At 70.6% G+C, this 18,907-nt stretch carries 17 protein-coding genes; 9 read left to right on the forward strand and 8 right to left on the reverse strand.

Annotated elements, in window-relative coordinates:
- Window positions 1–27 precede the first annotated feature (27 nt).
- Window positions 28–2,262 carry a transglycosylase domain-containing protein gene (locus tag ACZ6TD_RS18650; RefSeq protein ID WP_471355368.1) on the reverse strand — a complete coding sequence of 745 codons (2,235 nt, stop codon included), beginning with the start codon at window positions 2,260–2,262 and terminating at the stop codon, window positions 28–30.
- A 215-nt stretch (window positions 2,263–2,477) separates the two neighbouring features.
- Between ACZ6TD_RS18650 and ACZ6TD_RS18655 the strand changes: the two genes are divergently transcribed.
- The 5 genes from ACZ6TD_RS18655 to ACZ6TD_RS18675 all read left to right on the forward strand — a co-directional run bounded on the left by ACZ6TD_RS18655 (window position 2,478) and on the right by ACZ6TD_RS18675 (window position 7,454).
- Complete coding sequence (locus ACZ6TD_RS18655; protein ID WP_471355371.1) at window positions 2,478–3,434, forward strand: SPFH domain-containing protein; 957 nt, start codon at window positions 2,478–2,480, stop codon at window positions 3,432–3,434.
- A complete protein-coding gene (locus ACZ6TD_RS18660; RefSeq protein ID WP_471355373.1) occupies window positions 3,431–3,730 on the forward strand; it encodes a type II toxin-antitoxin system antitoxin in 300 nt (99 codons plus the stop codon). The genes ACZ6TD_RS18655 and ACZ6TD_RS18660 overlap by 4 nt, the downstream gene beginning before the upstream one ends.
- Before the next feature lie 87 nt (window positions 3,731–3,817).
- Window positions 3,818–4,342, forward strand: a complete 525-nt coding sequence (locus ACZ6TD_RS18665) for a PadR family transcriptional regulator (protein ID WP_137979351.1) — start codon at window positions 3,818–3,820, stop codon at window positions 4,340–4,342.
- On the forward strand, window positions 4,339–5,025 hold the full coding sequence (locus ACZ6TD_RS18670) for an ABC transporter ATP-binding protein (protein WP_471355376.1): 687 nt from the start codon (window positions 4,339–4,341) through the stop codon (window positions 5,023–5,025). The genes ACZ6TD_RS18665 and ACZ6TD_RS18670 overlap by 4 nt, the downstream gene beginning before the upstream one ends.
- Complete coding sequence (locus ACZ6TD_RS18675; RefSeq protein WP_471355379.1) at window positions 5,022–7,454, forward strand: ABC transporter permease; 2,433 nt, start codon at window positions 5,022–5,024, stop codon at window positions 7,452–7,454. Before ACZ6TD_RS18670 ends, ACZ6TD_RS18675 begins: the two co-directional genes overlap by 4 nt.
- A gap of 104 nt (window positions 7,455–7,558) precedes the next feature.
- Here ACZ6TD_RS18675 and ACZ6TD_RS18680 read toward each other — a convergent pair whose 3' ends face one another.
- Window positions 7,559–8,521 (reverse strand): hydrogen peroxide-inducible genes activator, encoded by a 963-nt coding sequence (locus ACZ6TD_RS18680; RefSeq protein WP_471355382.1) that lies wholly within the window; start codon window positions 8,519–8,521, stop codon window positions 7,559–7,561.
- 138 nt (window positions 8,522–8,659) lie between these two features.
- Between ACZ6TD_RS18680 and ACZ6TD_RS18685 the strand changes: the two genes are divergently transcribed.
- Window positions 8,660–9,214: a peroxiredoxin gene (locus tag ACZ6TD_RS18685; RefSeq protein ID WP_471355385.1), complete on the forward strand. Its 555-nt coding sequence runs from the start codon at window positions 8,660–8,662 to the stop codon at window positions 9,212–9,214.
- A gap of 11 nt (window positions 9,215–9,225) precedes the next feature.
- On the forward strand, window positions 9,226–9,765 hold the full coding sequence (locus ACZ6TD_RS18690; RefSeq protein WP_471355387.1) for an alkyl hydroperoxide reductase: 540 nt from the start codon (window positions 9,226–9,228) through the stop codon (window positions 9,763–9,765).
- A gap of 82 nt (window positions 9,766–9,847) precedes the next feature.
- On the opposite strand, the gene ACZ6TD_RS18695 is transcribed toward ACZ6TD_RS18690, so the two are convergent.
- The 5 genes from ACZ6TD_RS18695 to ACZ6TD_RS18715 form a co-directional block, all read right to left on the reverse strand.
- A complete protein-coding gene (locus tag ACZ6TD_RS18695) occupies window positions 9,848–11,392 on the reverse strand; it encodes an AI-2E family transporter (protein WP_471355390.1) in 1,545 nt (514 codons plus the stop codon).
- Window positions 11,393–11,536: 144 nt separating this feature from the next.
- On the reverse strand, window positions 11,537–12,256 hold the full coding sequence (locus ACZ6TD_RS18700; protein WP_471355392.1) for an aggregation-promoting factor C-terminal-like domain-containing protein: 720 nt from the start codon (window positions 12,254–12,256) through the stop codon (window positions 11,537–11,539).
- A gap of 430 nt (window positions 12,257–12,686) precedes the next feature.
- On the reverse strand, window positions 12,687–14,024 hold the full coding sequence (locus tag ACZ6TD_RS18705; RefSeq protein WP_471355394.1) for a PhoH family protein: 1,338 nt from the start codon (window positions 14,022–14,024) through the stop codon (window positions 12,687–12,689).
- A 396-nt stretch (window positions 14,025–14,420) separates the two neighbouring features.
- The gene (locus ACZ6TD_RS18710) at window positions 14,421–15,182 is read right to left on the reverse strand and encodes an isoprenyl transferase (RefSeq protein WP_471355396.1); all 762 of its coding nucleotides are present in this window, start codon (window positions 15,180–15,182) and stop codon (window positions 14,421–14,423) included.
- A 297-nt stretch (window positions 15,183–15,479) separates the two neighbouring features.
- A complete protein-coding gene (locus ACZ6TD_RS18715) occupies window positions 15,480–16,226 on the reverse strand; it encodes a prepilin peptidase (protein WP_471355398.1) in 747 nt (248 codons plus the stop codon).
- A gap of 84 nt (window positions 16,227–16,310) precedes the next feature.
- On the opposite strand from ACZ6TD_RS18715, the gene ACZ6TD_RS18720 reads away from it, so the two are divergent.
- Window positions 16,311–16,781, forward strand: coding sequence for a DUF192 domain-containing protein (locus ACZ6TD_RS18720; RefSeq protein ID WP_471357843.1), 471 nt, complete (start codon window positions 16,311–16,313; stop codon window positions 16,779–16,781).
- A 104-nt stretch (window positions 16,782–16,885) separates the two neighbouring features.
- Window positions 16,886–17,290: a cold shock domain-containing protein gene (locus ACZ6TD_RS18725; RefSeq protein WP_470004438.1), complete on the forward strand. Its 405-nt coding sequence runs from the start codon at window positions 16,886–16,888 to the stop codon at window positions 17,288–17,290.
- A gap of 103 nt (window positions 17,291–17,393) precedes the next feature.
- Here the strand turns inward: ACZ6TD_RS18725 and ACZ6TD_RS18730 are convergent, their stop codons facing one another.
- The gene (locus tag ACZ6TD_RS18730) at window positions 17,394–18,656 is read right to left on the reverse strand and encodes an SLC13 family permease (protein WP_471357846.1); all 1,263 of its coding nucleotides are present in this window, start codon (window positions 18,654–18,656) and stop codon (window positions 17,394–17,396) included.
- Between the last annotated feature and the right edge of the window lie 251 nt (window positions 18,657–18,907).

Here is an 18,907-nt window from a genome sequence, read left to right on the forward strand (position 1 = left end):
GCCGAGCAGCACGCCCGCCCCGTACCGTCACTGCTGTTGTCGGCGGAGGACGCCACCGCCGTCGGCGTCGCCCGAGGCCGAGCTCGACGGGTCGGGCGGGCTCGGGGAGTCGGCGTCGCCCGAGGGCGATGCCGACGACGAGGCGCTGGACGAGGCGCTGGACGACGGGCTGGACGACGGGGACGAGGAGGGCGACTCGCTGTTCGACGGGGACGAGGACGGGCTGGACGACGGCGACTCCGAGGTGGCGCTCGTACTCGGCGACGGGGGCGGCTTGACCGCCGCCCCCATGTCGGTGTCCAGGTCGAACTTCGACGCCTTCTCCCCGCTCAGCGCGGACTCGGTGTACGCGGCCCAGATCTTGGCCGGGAAGTCACCGCCGTTGACGCGGCCGCCGCCCGCGGTGCCCCTGAGCGAGACCTGCTTCTTCTCGCCCTCGCCGAACATCCCGACGGAGGTCACCAGGTCGGGGGTGTAGCCGGAGAACCAGGCCGACTTGTTGTCGTCCGAGGTGCCGGTCTTGCCCGCGACCGCCTGGCCCTGCTGCCGCACCGCCTGGCCGGTGCCGTCGTCGACCACCCCGGTGAGGACGGAGGTCACGGAGTCGGCGGCGCCACGGCTGATCGCCTGGCCGTTGGTGGGATCGGGCAACTCCGGCCGCTCATCGCCCTTCTCGGCGGACTTCACGATCGCCGGGGTGACCTTCTTGCCGTGGTTGTCGAGGGTCGCGTAGACCCCGGCCATGTCGCGCGGGCTGGCGCCCATCACGCCCAGCGACATCGCAGGGCGTACGTCGAAGCCGCCCGCGTCCTTGTTCATTCCGAGGTCGATGGCGGTGTTCTTCACCTTGTCCAGGCCCACGTCCACCGCCATCTGCGCGAAGACGGAGTTGACGGAGTTGTTCATGGCCTTCTGGACGGAGATGGGGCCGTAGGACTTGTTGTCCTCGTTCGGCGGGGCGAAGCCGGTGATCGAACCCTTGACCGGCCGCTTGCTGGTGCCGTCGTAGATGGTGCTCGCCGTGATCGGGGTGCCGTCCTGCGTGGTGGAGCCGTTCTCCAGCCCCGCGGCCAGGATCAGCGGCTTGAAGGTGGAGGCGGGCTGGTAGTCCTCGCGGGTGGCGTTGTTGTAGTAGTGCTCGGTGTAGCCCGTGCCTCCGTACATCGCCACCACACCGCCGGACTCCGGATCCACCGAAACCGCGCCGACCTGGGCGTACTTGTCGACCTTGCGCTTCTTGGGGTCCAGCTTGTCCGTCAGCTCGGTGCGGACCGCCTTCTCCAGCGCCTTCTGCTTCTTCTTGTCGATGTTGAGGGTGATCGTCCAGCCGCCGGCCTCGATCTCGTTCTCCGAGACCCCGGCCTTGATCAGCTCCTTGTTGGCGGCGTCGATGAGATAGCCCGCCTGGCCGTCGCGTCCGGGGATGGGGCGCGGTGGGACGGGGACATCGAACTTCATACCCTCGCGCTCGCTCTTGGACAGCCAGTCCTTCTCGACCATGTTGTCCAGGACGTAGTTCCAGCGGGCCTTCACCAGCTTCTTGCCCTTGGGGCCCGCCGCCGCCCAGTCGTACTGGCTGGGCGCCTGGAGCACCGACGCCAGATAGGCGCCCTGCGCGACGGAGAGGTCCTCGACGTCCTTGTCGTAATACGCGCGGGCGGCGGCCTGGATACCGTAGGCGCCGCGGCCGTAGTAGCTGGTGTTGATGTAGCCCGCGAGGATGTAGTCCTTGGACTTCTGCTGGTCGACCTTGAGCGAGATCACCAGCTCCTTCAGCTTGCGGCTGACGGTCTGTTCCTGGCTCAGGTAGTAGTTCTTGACGTACTGCTGGGTGATGGTCGAACCACCCTGCTTGCCCCGGCCCAGCGCGGTGTTGATCAGACCGCGGGCGGTGCCGGTGAACGAGACGCCGGAGTCGCCGTAGAAGTCCTTGTTCTCGGCGGCGACAAAGGTGTGCTGCACCTTCTTGGGGATCTTGGACAGCGGTACGGACTCACGGTTGACGTCACCCGTCTTCGCCATGATCGTGCCGTCGCTGTACTTGTAGATGTTGGCCTCGGCCTTGGCCGCGGCGTTGGCGGGCGGAACCTCGACCAACAGATAGAGGACGAAGAACGCCCCGACGAGCAGCACGCCAAGCCCCAGGACGTACCCCAGCAGCCACTTCCAGGTGAAGAAGCGGCGTATGCCCCCCGTCTTCGCCGCCCGCTTGGCTCTGCGAGCGCTCTTCTGCCGCGCGCGTCGCTCTTCCGCTCTACCCATCGCTCCCGCCGCTCCAGTCCGTAAGCCCCCCAGGCCAGCTCATGAAACTAACACCGCAACAACCCTCAAATGCGCATCGATCTCGCTTTTTCCGAAGGTGACAAAAAGCACCCACTCCAAGGGAACTGACGACTTACGGGCGCCGAGGGTTGCCAGCGACTCGTAATGTGCTATCACTTTGCTAGACCGACCACCGAATGGAACGGGGAGCCCTCATGTCCCACACCACCTCAACCGTCCCCCTCACCGACCAGGTCGACATACCGTCCCTCCCGGAGCCCCGGGTCCGGGAGCGGCCCGCGCACAACGTCAGCGGCGGGCTGGCCCTGCTCGGGGGCCTGGCCGGACTCGCGGGCGGCGTCGGGCTGATCCTCGCGGGCGCCGCCGTCGCCGCCGAGCACAAGGGCGCCTGGTCCACGCTGCTGATCGTCTCCGGCATCGTGGTGATCCTCGCCGCGATCCTCACCATGTGCGGCCTCAACACCATCGCGCCCGGCGAGGCCCGGGTGGTCCAGCTCTTCGGCCGCTACCGCGGCACCATCCGCACCGACGGGCTGCGCTGGGTGAACCCGCTCACCAGCCGGGAGAAGATCTCCACCCGGGTGCGCAACCACGAGACCGCGGTGCTCAAGGTCAACGACGCCTACGGCAACCCGATCGAGCTCGCCGCGGTCGTCGTCTGGAAGGTCGAGGACACCGCCCAGGCGATGTTCGAGGTGGACGACTTCCTGGAGTTCGTCGCCACCCAGACCGAGGCCGCGGTGCGCCACATCGCCATCGAGTACCCGTACGACGCCCACGAGGAGGGCGCACTCTCGCTGCGCGGCAACGCCGAGGAGATCACCGAGAAGCTCGCGATCGAACTGCACGCCCGGGTCGAGGCGGCCGGGGTGCGCATCATCGAATCCCGCTTCACCCACCTCGCCTACGCCCCGGAGATCGCCTCCGCGATGCTCCAGCGCCAGCAGGCGGGCGCGGTGGTGGCCGCGCGCCGGCAGATCGTGGACGGCGCGGTCGGCATGGTCGAGGCGGCGCTGGCCCGGATCGCCGAGGAGGAGATCGTGGCGCTGGACGAGGAGCGCAAGGCCGCGATGGTCAGCAATCTGATGGTGGTGCTCTGCGGGGACCGCTCCCCGCAGCCCGTTCTGAACACCGGCACGCTGTACCAGTGACGGACGGGAGCGAGCGGAAGGCACGGCAGCCGCGGCAGCGCAAGCAGATGCTGCTGCGGCTCGACCCGGCCGTCCATGACGCCCTCGCGCGCTGGGCCAACGACGAACTGCGCAGCGCCAACGCGCAGATCGAGTTCCTGCTGCGCAAGGCGCTCGCGGACGCGGGCCGGCTGCCCGGCGCGGCGCGCCCGATCCCGCGCCGGGGCCGCCCGCCGCGGCGCCCCGCCGAGGGCACCGAGGGTACGGACCCCACCGAGGGCCCGGAGGGCACCGGCCGCGAGCCGCACCGGCCCTGACCCCCGCCACACCTCTCTGACCTGCGGTAACGCATGCCACAGCGCAGCTATACACTCCAGGTATACGCATGGTGTAGAGTTCGGGGCATGTCAATTGGCCACACCCTGCTCGGACTCCTCGAGGGCGGCCCGCGCCACGGCTATGACCTCAAGCGAGCCTTCGACGAAAGATTCGGACACGACCGCCCGCTGCACTACGGGCAGGTCTACTCGACCATGTCCAGGCTTCTGAAGAACGGCCTGGTGGAGGTCGACGGCATCGAGCACGGCGGTGGCCCGGAGCGCAAGCGCTACGCCATCACCGACGCGGGCATCACCGATGTGGAGCACTGGCTCACCCAGCCCGAGAAGCCCGAGCCGTACCTCCAGTCGGTCCTCTACACCAAGGTCGTCATCGCCCTGCTCACCGGGCGGGACGCGGCCGATCTGCTGGATGTCCAGCGCGCCGAACATCTGCGGCTGATGCGCGACTTGACCCAGCGCAAGCGCGGCGGCGACCTCAGCGACCAACTCATCTGCGACCACGCCCTCTTCCATCTCGAGGCCGATCTGCGCTGGCTGGAGCTCACCGCCGCCCGCCTCGGCCAACTCGCCAAGGCGGTGCGTTCATGACCCCGGCAGGCTCCTTGCTGATCGCCACGTCCCTGCACAAGACGTACGGTCACACCCCCGCCCTGGACGGTGCGGAGTTCTCCATCCACCCCGGCGAGGTCGTCGCGGTCATGGGCCCCTCCGGCTCGGGCAAGTCGACGCTGCTCCACTGCCTGGCCGGGATCGTGAAGCCGGACTCCGGCTCCGTCCACTACAACGGGCGTGAGCTGACCGCCATGTCGGACGCCGAGCGCAGCGGGCTGCGCCGCGGCGAGTTCGGCTTCGTCTTCCAGTTCGGCCAGCTCGTCCCCGAGTTGAGCTGTGTGGAGAACGTCGCGCTGCCGCTGCGGCTGAACGGCACCAAGCGCAAGGAGGCCGAGACCCGGGCGGCGGCCTGGATGGAGCGGCTGGAGGTCGCCGATGTGGCGCACAAGCGGCCCGGTGAGGTCTCCGGCGGTCAGGGGCAGCGGGTCGCCGTCGCCCGGTCGCTGGTCACCGGGCCGCGGGTGCTGTTCGCCGACGAGCCGACCGGCGCGCTGGACTCGCTCAACGGGGAGCGGGTGATGGAGCTGCTGACCGAGGCCGCCCGGGAGTCCCGTACCGCCGTGGTGCTGGTCACCCATGAGGCCCGGGTCGCCGCCTACTCCGACCGCGAGGTCGTCGTCCGCGACGGCAAGGCCCGGGACATGGCAGGGGTCCGATGAGCGGCCAGGACGCCCCGGGCGCCCCGGACGCCCCGGCCGAGGAGCCGCGCGCCCGCGTCTCCGTGGCCCGCTGGGCCGCCGATCTGGCCATGGGCGGCCGGTTCGCGGTCACCGGCGGCCGGGAGAGCTGGGCCAGGACGATCATGACGGCGGTGGGTGTCGGCCTGGGGGTGGCGCTGCTGCTGCTGGCCTCCTCCGTCCCCACCATGTACCAGCAGCGCAACGAGCGGGGCGACGCGCGCTCCGCGCTGAGCTTCGGCGACGAGGTGAAGCCCGGCCCCGACACGCTACGCCTCGCCAACGCGGGCACCACCTATCGCGACCAGGACATCAACGGCATGGTCATGGCCCCCGACGGCAAGGGCACCCCGCCCGTGCCGCCGGGCATCGACCGGATACCGGCCGCCGGTGAGATGTGGGTGTCCCCGGCGCTGAAGGACCTGCTCGACTCCGACGAGGGGAAGCTGCTCCGGGATCGGTTCCCGTACCGCACCATCGGGGTGATCGGCGACAGCGGCCTGTCCGGCCCGGCCGAACTCACCTACTACGCGGGGATCTCCCAGAAGGCGTTCGGCCACGTCAACTCCCAGTACCACATCGACCACTGGGGCACGGAGAAGCAGGGCAAGGACGAACCCCTGGACCCCGCGCTGCTGCTGCTGATCATCGTGGGCTGTGTGGTGCTGCTGCTGCCGGTGCTCATCTTCATCGCCACCGCGGCCCGCTTCGGCGGTGAGCGACGGGACCGGCGGCTGGCCGCGCTGCGACTGGTCGGCGCGGACATCCATATGACCCGGCGGATCGCCGCCGGTGAGTCGCTGTTCGGCTCGCTCCTCGGGCTCGCCGTCGGCACCGGATTGTTCCTGCTGGCGCGGGAGATCATCGGCAGCATTGAGATCTGGGACATCAGCTTCTTCACCTCCGACATCGTGCCGAGCGCCCCGCTCGTCCTGGTGATCGCGGCGGCCGTGCCCGCCTCGGCCGTCATGGTCACACTGATCGCCCTGCGCGGTATCGCCATCGAGCCGCTGGGCGTGGTCCGGAACGCCAAACCCAAGCGCCGGCGCCTGTGGTGGCGGCTGCTGCTGCCGCTGCTGGGCATGGCCCTGCTGCTGCCGCTCGCGGGTGGCTTCGGGGCCGGCAGCGGCGGCGGTGGCAACATGAAGGCGTACCAGGCCGCGGCCGGTGCCGTCCTGCTGCTCATCGGCATCACCGCGCTGCTGCCCTGGGTCGTCGAGGCCGTGGTGGAACGGTTCGGCGGCAGGGGCTCCGTGCCCTGGCAGCTCGCCACCCGCCGGCTCCAGCTCAGCAGCGGCACCGCCTCGCGCGCGGTCAGCGGCATCACGGTCGCCGTCGCCGGGGCCATCGCGCTCCAGATGCTCTTCGCCAGCGTGGGGGCCCAGGACCGCGAGGACACCGGCCAGGACCCGCACCGCGCCCAGCTGATAGCGAACGTCCCGGTGAGCGACGGCGACCAGGCCCGCGACGCCTTCGCGCGGTACCGCGCGACCAAGGGCGTGCGCGATCTGCTCGGTGTCACCGAGGACTACGTCTCCGATGTGCGCCGCAGCAAGGACGACCCGACGTCGGTCCCGGAAGAGGCCATCACCGTCGCCGACTGCCCCACGCTCCGCGAGGTGGTCCGCATCACCAGCTGCGAGAACGGCGATGTCTTCCTCGTCGACTCGCCCAGCTACTACGGGGAAGAGGAGGGCTTCGCCAAACCGGGCGCCCAGGTCAACCTCGCCTACCACGACAATGGTGAGCCGGACCTGCGCCAGAAGAAGCTGTGGACCATTCCCCGCTCGGCCACGAAGGTGAAGCCCCGGCAGGACCCGACCGGAAGCGAACGCACCGGCATCTTCGCCACCCCCGGCGCCTTCGACATCGCCGACCTGCCGGGCCCCCGAGCGGCGGCCATGATCCGGCTGGATTCGAAGGTCCCGGACGGGGTCGAGTATGTGCGCAACACCAGCGTGACGCTCTCCCCGGCGATGGATGTCATGCGGCTCAGCAGCACCTCGCAGTCGGATGAGTTCCAGGTCATCCGCAAGGCCCTGTTCATCGGCGCCACCGCGACCCTGCTGCTCATCGGGGCCAGCATGATCGTGACCACCCTGGAGCAGCTCCGCGAGCGCAAGCGGCTGCTGTCCGTCCTGGTGGCCTTCGGCACCCGGCGCACCACGCTGAGCTGGTCCGTGCTGTGGCAGACCGCGGTCCCGGTGGTGCTGGGCCTGGCGCTGTCGATCGCGGGCGGGCTGGCGCTGGGCGTGATGCTGCTGAAGATGGTCGGCCAGCCACTGGCCGTGGACTGGACCGGGCTCGCCACCATGACCGGCGTCGGCGGCGGGGTCATCCTGCTGGTGACCCTGGTCAGCCTGCCGCCGCTGTGGCGGATGATGCGGCCGGAGGGGCTGCGGACGGAGTAGATCCCTCTGCCCTGGTAGCCCTCTGCCGCCATCGGGGGCCGTTCCCACCCGCGGGAACGGCCCCCGGTGGCATGTTCGGGGCGGACCGGCCCCCGATGACGCGTTCAGGAGGTCCCGGCGACCCGTACCGGCAGCGGCCGCAGCGCCTCCCGCAGGGCCTCCGCGAACGCCTCGAACTCCTCCGTGCGCGCCGCGCCCGCCCGCATGGCCAGGGCTATCCGGCGGGCGGGCGCCGGATCGGCGAAGTCGCCGGTGGCCAGATGGTCGTTGCGCGCGGTCTCCACCCGGAGCGCGGTGCGCGGCAGCAGCGTCACCCCGAGCCCGCCCGCGACCAACTGGACGAGGGTGGAGAGTCCGGCGGCGCTGGTGGTCACCGGGGTGCCCTCGGTGCGGCCCGCCTCACGGCAGATGTCCAGGGCCTGGTCGCGCAGGCAGTGGCCCTCGTCGAGCAGCAGCAGATCCAGCTCCTTGAGCGCCTCGCGGGGGATGTCATCGCGTCCGCCCAGCCAGTGGTCCCGCGGTGTCACGAGCACGAAATCCTCTTCGAACAGCGGCATTTCGACCACCCCGGGCGCGCCGAGCGGCACCGCGAGCAGCAGCAGATCCAGGCGGCCGTGGGCCAGCCCCTCCAGCAGCGAGGCGGTCTGCTCCTCGTGCACCTGGAGATCGAGCCGGGGGTAGCGCTCATGCACCAGCCGCAGCACGATCGGCAGCAGATACGGCGCCACGGTGGGAATCACCCCGAGCCGCAGAACGCCGGTGAAGGGCGCCCGCGCCGCCTCGGCCTCCTCCAGCAGCTCCCCGACCGCTTCGAGCACGACGCGTGCACGGACCGCCAGCCGCTCCCCCGCCGGACTGAGCAGCACCTTACGCGTCGTACGCTCGAGCAACTGGACACCGAGTGTCTCCTCGAGCGCGGCGACGGCGCCCGAGAGCGCGGGCTGGCTCATCCCGATGGCGGCCGCGGCATCGCGGAAGTGCAGCTGCTCCGCGACCGCGACGAAGGCCCTGAGCTGGGAAATGCTCGGCTGGCGCGGTTTGCCCGACGGTGTGGGTGACGCGGCCACTGATAGCCACCTCCAATCAACCCCACCGAGTGTAGCTATTTCACTGATCAATGCACTCTGTGCCAAGGTAGGACCGTCCAACCCCAGGAAAACCCGGGCGACTGGGTCTTTCCTACGCGAAAGCTGCAAGGAGTGCACGTGCTCACCGTTGGTGACAAGTTCCCCGAGTACGACCTGACCGCCTGCGTGTCGCTGGAGAGCGGCAAGGAGTTCGAGCAGATCAACCACAAGACCTACGAGGGCAAGTGGAAGATCGTTTTCGCGTGGCCGAAAGACTTCACTTTCGTGTGCCCGACCGAGATCGCGGCCTTCGGCAAGCTGAACGACGAGTTCGCCGACCGTGACGCCCAGATCCTGGGCTTCTCCGGCGACTCCGAGTTCGTTCACCACGCCTGGCGCAAGGACCACGCCGACCTGCGTGACCTGCCCTTCCCGATGCTGGCCGACCCCAAGCACGAGCTGATGCGCGCCCTCGGCATCGAGGGCGAGGACGGCTTCGCGCAGCGCGCCGTGTTCATCGTGGACCAGAACAACGAGATCCAGTTCACCATGGTGACGGCCGGTTCCGTGGGCCGTAACCCCAAGGAGGTCCTGCGGGTGCTGGACGCCCTGCAGACCGACGAGCTCTGCCCCTGCAACTGGAGCAAGGGCGAGGACACCCTGGACCCGGTGGCCCTCCTCGCCGGAGAGTGAGCTGATTCACCATGGCACTCGATGAGTTGAAGTCCGCGCTGCCGGACTACGCCAAGGACCTCAAGCTGAACCTCGGTTCGGTGATCGGCAACTCGGAGCTTCCGCGGCAGCAGCTGTGGGGCACCGTGCTGGCCTGCGCGATCGCCTCGCGTTCGGCGCGGGTGCTGACCGAGCTTGAGCCGGAGGCCAAGGCCAATCTGTCGCCGGAGGCGTACACCGCCGCCAAGTCGGCGGCCGCTATCATGGCGATGAACAACGTCTACTACCGGACCCGGCACCTGCTGTCCGACCCGGAGTACGGCAACCTGCGCGCGGGGCTGCGGATGAACGTCATCGGCAACCCGGGCGTGGAGAAGGTCGACTTCGAGCTGTGGTCGCTGGCCGTGTCCGCGATCAACGGCTGCGGAATGTGCCTCGACTCGCATGAGCAGGTGCTCCGCAAGGCGGGCGTGGACCGCGAGACGATCCAGGAAGCCTTCAAGATCGCCGCCGTGCTGCAGGCGGTCGGCGCCACCCTGGACGCCGAGGGCGTCCTGGCCGCGGGCGGCTGACCTCGGTCACGCAGAGCACGTAGAGACCCGAAGGGCGCCCCACCGATCGGTGGGGCGCCCTTCGGCGTGCGTTCATCGGTCCCTATCGGGCTCCGCCCTCCCCGGGCGGCAGGCCCGGCGGCCCGGTGGGGGCCGTACCGGAGGCGGTGGCGCCGTGCGGACCCGGGACGGCGCGCAGGGCGTTCTCCTGGCTGTAGCCGCGCAAGTAGACGACCACCGTATTGGCGACCGCCACCAGCGGAACGGCCACCACCGCGCCGCCGATGCCACCGATCAGCGAACCGGCCGCGACCGAGAGCACCACGGCCAGCGGATGGACCCGCACCGCCCGGCCGAGGATGAACGGCTGGAGCACATGGCCCTCGATCTGCTGGACGGCGAGCACCACGATCAGCACCATCGCCCCCGTGAACACGCCCTGGGTGACCAGCGCCACGACCACCGCGAGCGCGCCGGAGACCACCGCGCCCACCAGCGGGATGAAGGCGAAGAGGAAGATGAAGACGGCCAGGGGCACGGCCATCGGCACATCGAGGAAGAACAGGCCCACGCCGATGAAGATCGCGTCGATCAGCGCCACGATCACCGTGCCGCGCACATAGGCGGTCAGCGTCGACCAGGCGCGCGGGCCCGCGCCCGCCACGCCCTCGCGGGCCTGGGCGGGGACCAGCTTGAGGGTCCAGTTCCAGATCTTCGGGCCGTCGTACAGCAGGAAAAGGGTGCAGAACATCGTCAGCAGGATGCCCGTCAGCACCTCGACGACGACCGTGACGCCCTCCAGCCCCGCCGAGGTGATCTGCTCGGTGTTGGCACCGACCGCCTCGCGCAGGCTCTTGGCCACGTGGTTGATCTGCTTCTCGGTCACATGGAACGGGCTGTGCAGCAGCCAGCGCCGCAGATCGTCGATACCGGCCTGGACCTCGCCCGAGACATCGTCGATGTTCTCCATGACCTGCCAGACCACGAACCACACGACCAGGCCCATGATGACGAAGCCGGAGATGAAGGTGATCGCGGTGGCCAGCCCGCGCGGCACACCGCGTCGGCGCAGCCGGGTCACGGTGGGCTCCAGCAGCGCGGTGATGAGGATCGCGACGGTGAAGGACAGCACCACCAGCTCGACGGAGCTGATGACTCTCATGAGCACCCACACCGTGCCGCCGAGCACCAGCAGCCGCCAGGCCGCCTCGGCGGCCACGCGGACGCCCCACGGCACAGCGGCCACCGGGTCGGGCCTGGCGGAGACGGCGGGGGCGTAGGCGGGCGGGGCGGGCACGCTGACCGGCTGCTCCGGCCGGGCGGTCGCACCCTCCCCGGCGGCGCCCTCGGGAGCCTCGGGGCTTCCCGGGCTCTCCGGGCTGTCGGGGCTCTCCGGACTCTTCGGGCCCTCGGCGCCCTCAGCGCTCCCGGCGCCGCCCCGCGGGCGTTCTTCGGATGGTTCGGGCCCCGGTCCGGGCCTCGGTTCAGATCCCCGTTCGGGCCCCGGTCCGGGCCCTGGTGGCGTCCGCGGGCCGGCGTCGCCGTCGCCCTCGCGCCCCCGCATCTCGGCCTCTTGGGATTCGAGCCGGTGGGCGAGCCGGGTAAGTCCGGTTCCCAGCCTGCCGACCCACTCCGGCAATTTGGACATTTCTCGTTTCCTACCCCCAGTTTCCCCCTCGGCCGTCAAGGAGACGGTACCTGCTGAGGATGCGCGAAACCCCCGACCTGGGCCGGGGGTTTCGTGAAGCGTTCGATGCCGGGCCGCTGCCGGGCGGGGCCCGGTGGAACCGGCTCAGTAGTGGCCGTTGGCCTGCCAGAACGACCAAGCGTCACACGGGCTGCCGTAGCGCTCGTTCATGTAGTTCAGGCCCCACTTGATCTGGGTGGCCGGGTTGGTCTGCCAGTCGGCGCCCGCCGAGGCCATCTTGCCGGCCGGCAGCGCCTGCACCAGACCGTAGGCACCCGACGAGGGGTTGGTGGCCTTGTAGTTCCAGGTGGACTCGTGGTCCACGATGTTGCTGAAGCACTGGAACTGACCACTCGGCACGATCTGCCGCGCCATGGCCTGGACCTCGGCGACGGTGTACGAAGCCTGCTGGGGGAAGCTGGAGGCGTCCCGCGTGGCCGAACGGCTCGCGATCTCCTCCTTCTTCTTCTCCTTGGCCTCGCGCTCCTTGGCCAGCTTCTCGGCGGCTGCCTTGTCCGCGGCGGCCTTCTTGGCCTTCGCGTCCTTGGCCGCCTGCTTGCGGGCTGCTTCCTCTGCGGACTTGCGCGCCTCCGCGTCGGCCGCGGTGGACTGGACGTCCGCCTGCTGCGTCAGGGATGCGGTCTGTGCCACGGCCTGCTGTCCGGCAGGTATGTCCGCGAGAAGCGTCGAATCGGCGGCAGTCGCCTCGATCGGGTCGGACGAGCCCTGCTGCTGTCCGCCCGCGGCGACGCCGACGACGGCGCCCACAGTGGTGACCGCGGTGGCCGAGGCCACTGCGAATCCCCGGACCGAAATCCGGCTCACTCGGTTTCCTTCCAGCATCGCCCGCTTAGGTGACCTCGCGGGCGCAATCGTGCCCCTGGCGCTGGCCTCCCCTTGTTCCGTCCCCGGTGGTGCTCGATGGGGTCGGCTGGTCACGGGAGGCACGGGCCCGGTGGGGATCACCCGCGGGAGATCCTCGAGGTGCTCGGGCGGCGTACGGCGAACGCTGTTCAATTCTGATGCTGCTGTTGCTCGGTACCGCTGGGGGTACTGGTGTGCCGTACGCGGGGCCTGACAGAACCCACACACTGCCGGACGCGGAGCCCCGTAGGCAATTCCCCGCAAGGTGTGAAAGCTCACATCCTGTTTACGCCCTAGGTTTTCTGGAAATCCATGCGCACCAAGACGCCGCGCGGCTAGGCTCGTTGGCCTTTCCGCGCGGCGCCCTGTGGTCGCAAACGGCTCAACCGGCTCAGATGTGGCCGTCCTCCAGCATTTCGGTCACCAGCGCCGCGATCGGCGAACGCTCGGAGCGGGTCAGGGTGACATGCGCGAACAGCGGATGCCCCTTCAGCTTCTCGACGACCGCCACCACACCGTCGTACCGCCCGACGCGGAGGTTGTCCCGCTGCGCCACATCGTGGGTGAGCACCACCCGGGAGTTGGCGCCGATCCGGGACAGAACGGTCAGCAGCACGTTCCGCTCCAGCGACTGGGCCTCGTCGACGATGACGAAGGCGTCATGGAGCGAGCGGCCGCGGATGTGCGTCAGCGGCAGCACCTCCAGCATCCCGCGCCCCACGACCTCCTCGATCACCTCGGCGCTGGTCACCGCGGACAGGGTGTCGAAGACCGCCTGTGCCCAAGGGCTCATCTTCTCGGCCTCGGTGCCGGGCAGATAGCCCAACTCCTGGCCACCCACCGCGTACAGCGGGCGGAAGATCATCACCTTGCGGTGCTGACGCCGCTCCAGCACGGCCTCGAGCCCCGCGCACAGCGCCAGCGCCGACTTGCCCGTACCGGCCCGGCCGCCCATCGAGATGATGCCGACCTCCGGGTCGAGCAGCAGGTCCAGGGCGATGCGCTGCTCCGCGCTGCGCCCGTGGATGCCGAACGCCTCGCGGTCGCCGCGCACCAGCCGCACCTGCCCGTCCGGCGTGACCCGGCCCAGCGCGTTACCGCGCTCGGACTGGAGCACCAGGCCCGTGTGCACGGGCAGTCCGGCCGCCTCGGGGACGTACGCCGTCTCGGCGGCGAACAGGTCGTCCACCTGTTCGGCCGAGACGGCGAGCTCCGCCATCCCCGTCCAGCCCGAGTCGGTGATCGCCAGCTCCGCGCGGTACTCCTCGGCGAGCAGGCCCACCGAGGACGCCTTGATGCGCAGCGGCAGGTCCTTGGAGACGACGGTGACGTCGTACCCCTCGGCCTGGAGGTTTCTGGCGACCGCGAGGATCCGCGAGTCGTTGTCCCCCACCCTGCCACCGTGGTTCAGGAAGGCGGCGGGGAGGAGGCCCGGGTCGGAGTGGTTGAGCTCGACACGCAGGGTGCCACCCAGATCCCCGATCGGGATCGGAGCGTCCAGGCGGCCGTAACGGATGCGGTACTCGTCCAGCAGGCGCAGCGCCTGCCGTGCGAAGTACCCGAGCTCCGGGTGGTGCCGCTTGGCCTCCAGTTCCGTGACCACCACGACCGGCAGCACGACTTCGTGCTCGTCGAAGCGGGCCATGGCATTGGGGTCGGCCAGCAGGACGCTGGTGTCGAGGACATAGGTGCGCCGGTCGTGCTCGCGGCGTTTCTTGCTGGTCACCACGGGTGGACGAACCCCCTCGGGAGAGGTTGGGGTGCGACGGCGTCGCGGGAGTGAGGTATCCCCGCCGCAGACGGGGAACGGACCGGGCTCAGGCCCCACCGGGAGGGCCGAGCGCCGGCCCTCCGCGTCATACGCACGATCCGCACAGTCGTCCGTGTGCAAAGGGCCTCCCGGGCGAACGGCCCGATGCCGTCCGCTGGCAGTTCGACACCCAACTGGACAGGTGGGACAGGGCGTCGACCTGGAAGGGATATTCCCTCGAACGTGCGGGGGCATGCAACGGCATATGACGGTGCGGATATGAACGTTGTGAAACCGGCGTGCTACACGGCCCGGGGCCGGACGCCGGCCGGCGTCCGGCCCCGGGCCGGTGAACTGCGGTGCTACGGACCGGAACTAGTTGCCGTACCTGCGATGACGGGCGGCGTAGTCGCGCAGCGCGCGGAGGAAGTCGACCTTGCGGAAGGCGGGCCAGAAAACTTCACAGAAGTAGTACTCCGAATGGGCACTCTGCCACAGCATGAAGCCCGAGAGCCGCTGCTCGCCGCTGGTGCGGATCACCAGGTCCGGATCGGGCTGCCCACGGGTGTACAGGTGTTCGGAGATGAGGTCGATGTCGACGACCTCGGCGAGTTCCTCGAAGGAGGTGCCCTTGGTGGAGTGGTCCAGCAGCAGTGACCGCACCGCGTCGGCGATCTCCTGCCGTCCGCCGTACCCGACGGCCACGTTGACCAGTATTCCGTCGATGTGCTCGGTGTCCCGCTCGGCCTCCTTGAGGACCGTCTGGGTGCGGGAGGGCAGCAGATCGCGGTTGCCGACGTGGTGCACCCGCCAGCGGCCGTCGGCGGCCAGGTCGCGGACCGCGCCCTCGATGATGCTCAGGAGCGGTACCAGCTCCTCTTCGGGGCGGTCCAGGTTGTCGGTGGAGAGCAGCCAGAGCGTGACGACCTCGACGTCCGTCTCGTTGCACCAGCCGAGCAGCTCCTGGATCTTGCTGGCGCCCGCCTTGTGGCCCTGCTCGGTGGTGCCGCCTGCCGCGCGGGCCCAGCGGCGGTTGCCGTCGAGGATGACGCCGATGTGCTTGGGCACCTGGGCGTGATCGAGGCGGCCTTCCACCCGGCGTGCGTAGAGCCCGTACACCAGGTCGCGCAACTTCACGTCTTCCAGCCCCTCAGTGCTTCACATGGCTCGCCATGGCAGTCCGCCCCAAGGCCGACACCCTACTGCGGGGCGGGGGGACTGGCTAACCGAGACGGCCGAATGACCGCGTCCGGTCACGCTTCGTAGCCGACCGTGTGGGATACGTGCCGCCCTTTTGGGCCCCAGAAGCCCGAAATATAGAGCGGGCCGGTCCGTGGGGGGGAGTACGGACCGGCCCGAGGGGGGGCTTCCACCATAACGCTTCGTGAGGGGATGTCCATGCATCTCGGCGGGCCGGCCTTGCGCGCGCCGATGTCATCCGGCGCCGAGCGCCCCCAGCACCAGTCCGGCGCCCGCCCCGAGGATCATGAACGGACCGAACGCCATCGCGGTCCGGCGCCCGGCCCGCCGGGTCAGCACCAGGACCACGGCGCAGCAGGAGCCCAGCAGCAGCCCGGCGAGGGCGCCCACGAAGAGCACGTCCCAGCCGTACCAGCCCAGGGCGACCCCGAGGGTCAGCGCCAGCTTGACGTCGCCGAACCCCATCCCGCTCGGGCTGATCAGGAACAGCACCAGATACGCCCCGCCCAGCACCGCGCCGCCCAGCAGCGCCCGCGGCCAGGACCCGGCGCTGTGCGGCAGCAGCGCCGCCGCGCCGAGCAGCGCCGCGGCCCCGCCCGCCATGGGCAGGGTGAGGACGTCCGGCAGCCGGTTGACCGCCAGGTCCACGGCCGTGAGCAGCACCCCCAGCGGCACCAGCAGCAGCCACACGGCCAGCTCCGGGCGCGGGCCGACGGCCGCCGCCAGGCCCGCGCACACCAGCGCGGTGAGCACGGCGGCGAGCACCGGGCCGGTCCCGTAGTCCCGCTCGCCCTCCCGGCAGCCGGCGCAGCGGGCGGGGCCCAGCCAGCCGCGCGCCGGGCCGGTGAGCGCGTGCCCGCGCGGACAGGCGCCGCGCCAGGGCTCCTCCGGCTCGACGGCCAGCCGGTAGAGCGGGCGCGGTACGAGCAGCCCGGCGGCCGCGCCGTACGCGGCGGCGAGCACGATCAGCAGCGGTTGCACGGGCCGAGCCTACGGAAGCGCCCGGCCGGTGGAACACTGCCGGGACGGGCGGACGGCGTGGAACGGGCGAAGGGGGCGCGGGTCATGGGCCGCTGGCGGGACGGTACGGGGACGCTGCGCGTGGTGGGCGGCGCCGACGGCGCGGACGGCGGCTCGGACGGCGGCTCGGACGGTGTGAAGGAGGACCCGGGGGGCGTGGCGGACAGCGCGGGGCGCGCGGAGGGCATTCCGCTCACCATCGCCGCCTCCTACCGGGCCCGCGCCCGCGGGCTGCTCGGCCGGGACGGGCTGACCGGCGCGCTCCTGCTCACCCCCGCGAGCGGGGTGCACACCTTCCGGATGCGGTTCGCCATCGACGTCGCCTATCTGGACCGGCGGCTCACCGTCCTGGACGTCCACACCCTGCGCCCCGGGCGGCTCGGGCGGCCCCGGCTGCGGTCCCGCCATGTGCTGGAGGCGGAGGCGGGCGCGTTGGAGCGCTGGGGCGTGCGGCGGGGCGTGCGCGTCGTGATCGCCCCCGGCCCTTCAGCGCCGCCGCTCCCTTCTGTACGCTGACGTCTCGGTGCCATGGTTGGGGCACCCTCGATCGGTCATGGTTGGGACACCCTCGATCGCGGTCGAGGTCATCGAGGTAGAGGTATAGGGGTAGGGGTAGCACGGTGACGACCACGGGCAAGATTCTGCGTTTCGACGAGTTCCGCGGCTACGGCTTCATCGCTCCGGACGACGGTGGCGAGGACGTCTTCATGCACGCCAACGACCTGCTGGACGAGAAGCACCTGTTCCAGCCGGGGTCCAAGGTGCGGTTCGTTCCCGAGTACGGCGACAAGGGACCCAAGGCGTCCGAGGTGCGCATCGTCGAGCGTGCCGCGCCGGTCGTACGGCCCTCCGCCGGTCCGGACGGCGACGACACCATGTGCGATGTGCTGTCGGTCACCGAGTTCCGGCAGGAGCTGACCGAGGCGCTGGTCGAGGTGGGCGGCAGTCTGACCGCCGACCAGATCAAGCAGGTGCGCAGGCGGGTCATCGAGATCGCCCAGGCGCACAACTGGATCGAATCCTGACAGCAGGGTGAGGTGAGGGGCCGCCCCCGCGACGAACCGTCGCGGCGGCGGCCCCTCACTTTCGATGAGCCCGGCTTTCGGTGAGCCCGGCTTTCGCTGATCCTCAGCTTCCGGTGACCCTCAGCATCGCCCACATCGCCGCCGTCGCGGCCACCACGGTCGCCGGTGCGGTCAGCAGCCCCAGGCGGGTGAACACCCCCAGGTCGGAGCCGGTCTCCGGCTCATGGCGGTGGACGATGCGCCGCCACAGCAGGGTGGCCAGGGAGCCGACGTAGGTCAGGTTGGGGCCCAGGTTGACGCCGATCAGCACGGCGAGCACGGGCCCGGGGCCGGCCCCGGAGGCGATCGGCAGCAGCGCCAGCACGGCGGGCAGATTGTTGATCAGGTTGGCCAGCACCGCCGCGACCGCCGCGATCCCGAGCAGCGCTGGCAGGCCCGCCCCGGTGGGCAGCACCTGGCCCAGCGCCTCCTGGAGGCCACCCGCCAGCACGGCCTGGACCACCACCCCGAGCGCCAGCACGAACAGGCAGAACAGCGGCCCGGCCGCGCCGATCGCCTCCCTTACGGTCGTCCGGCGCCGCCGCAGCGCCCTTACGGTGAGCACGAGGGCGCCCGCCCAGGCCGCCCACTGGGGATCGAGGCCGGCCAGCGAGGTCCCGACGAACCCGGCGAGGGTCAGCAGCAGCACGGTCACCGCGAAGACCGGCACCCGGGGCCAGTCGGCGGGCGGGGGCTTACTGGTCCCGGCGGCCAGATCGTCGGCGAAGAAGCGGCGGAAGACCAGGTACTCGATGCCGATGGTCACCAGCCAGGCGGGCCCCATCAGCACGGCGAACCGGGTGAAGGAGACCCCGCCGGCCTCCAGGGCGAGCAGATTGGTGAGGTTGGAGACCGGGAGAAGGAGGGACGCCGAGTTCGACAGATGGGCGCAGGCGTACACATGCGGCCGGGACCGCGCCCCGAGCCGGGCCGCCGTGGCGAACACCACGGGCGTGAGCAGCACCACGGTGGCGTCCAGGCTCAGCACGGCGGTGACGGTCGCCGCGACGGCGAACACCCCGCCGAGGAGCCGGTCGGTGCGCCCCGCGCAGGCCCGCGCCACGGCCTGCCCCGCCGCCTCGAAGAGCCCCTCGTCCGCGCACATCCGGGCCAGCAGCAGCACGGCGGCCAGAAAGCCCACGACGGGCAGCAGCTCCCGGGCCTCCGCCCAGGCCCGGGCGGGCGAGACCGCCCCGATGGCCACCACGATCCCGGCGGCGGGCACGGCCGCGACCGCTTCCGGCAGACCCCGGGGCCGCGCCACCGCGAACGCCAGTACGCCGAGGAGCAGGACGACGGCAAGGGTCTCGGCGACGGCGGTACTCAGAACGAACTCCGGCGAAAGGTGCGATCAACACACCCATAATGCGGCATCGGGCGGAGCGGCCACGCACACCCGGTTCGCCTGCGGCGGGCTGTCCCCTACCCGCCCCTTCCCGATACCAGGGGCTCCGCCCCTGGACCCCGGGTCTGGGGCGGAGCCCCACCACGCGGCGGAGCCGCATATCGCTGCCACGGGAAGGAGCGGAGCCCCCGTCCGGGGGTCTGGGGCTTCGCCCCAGTTGCGGGAAGGGGCGG

The sequence above is a fragment of the Streptomyces yongxingensis genome (genome assembly GCF_055597465.1).

Coding starts and splice junctions, on each gene's coding strand:
- ACZ6TD_RS18720 (WP_471357843.1), top strand. CDS start 16,311: ATGGGCCGCTGGCGGGACGGTACGGGGACGCTGCGCGTGGTGGGCGGC.
- ACZ6TD_RS18655 (WP_471355371.1), top strand. CDS start 2,478: ATGTCCCACACCACCTCAACCGTCCCCCTCACCGACCAGGTCGACATA.
- ACZ6TD_RS18675 (WP_471355379.1), top strand. CDS start 5,022: ATGAGCGGCCAGGACGCCCCGGGCGCCCCGGACGCCCCGGCCGAGGAG.
- ACZ6TD_RS18695 (WP_471355390.1), bottom strand. CDS start 11,392: ATGTCCAAATTGCCGGAGTGGGTCGGCAGGCTGGGAACCGGACTTACC.
- ACZ6TD_RS18650 (WP_471355368.1), bottom strand. CDS start 2,262: ATGGGTAGAGCGGAAGAGCGACGCGCGCGGCAGAAGAGCGCTCGCAGA.
- ACZ6TD_RS18670 (WP_471355376.1), top strand. CDS start 4,339: ATGACCCCGGCAGGCTCCTTGCTGATCGCCACGTCCCTGCACAAGACG.
- ACZ6TD_RS18690 (WP_471355387.1), top strand. CDS start 9,226: ATGGCACTCGATGAGTTGAAGTCCGCGCTGCCGGACTACGCCAAGGAC.
- ACZ6TD_RS18665 (WP_137979351.1), top strand. CDS start 3,818: ATGTCAATTGGCCACACCCTGCTCGGACTCCTCGAGGGCGGCCCGCGC.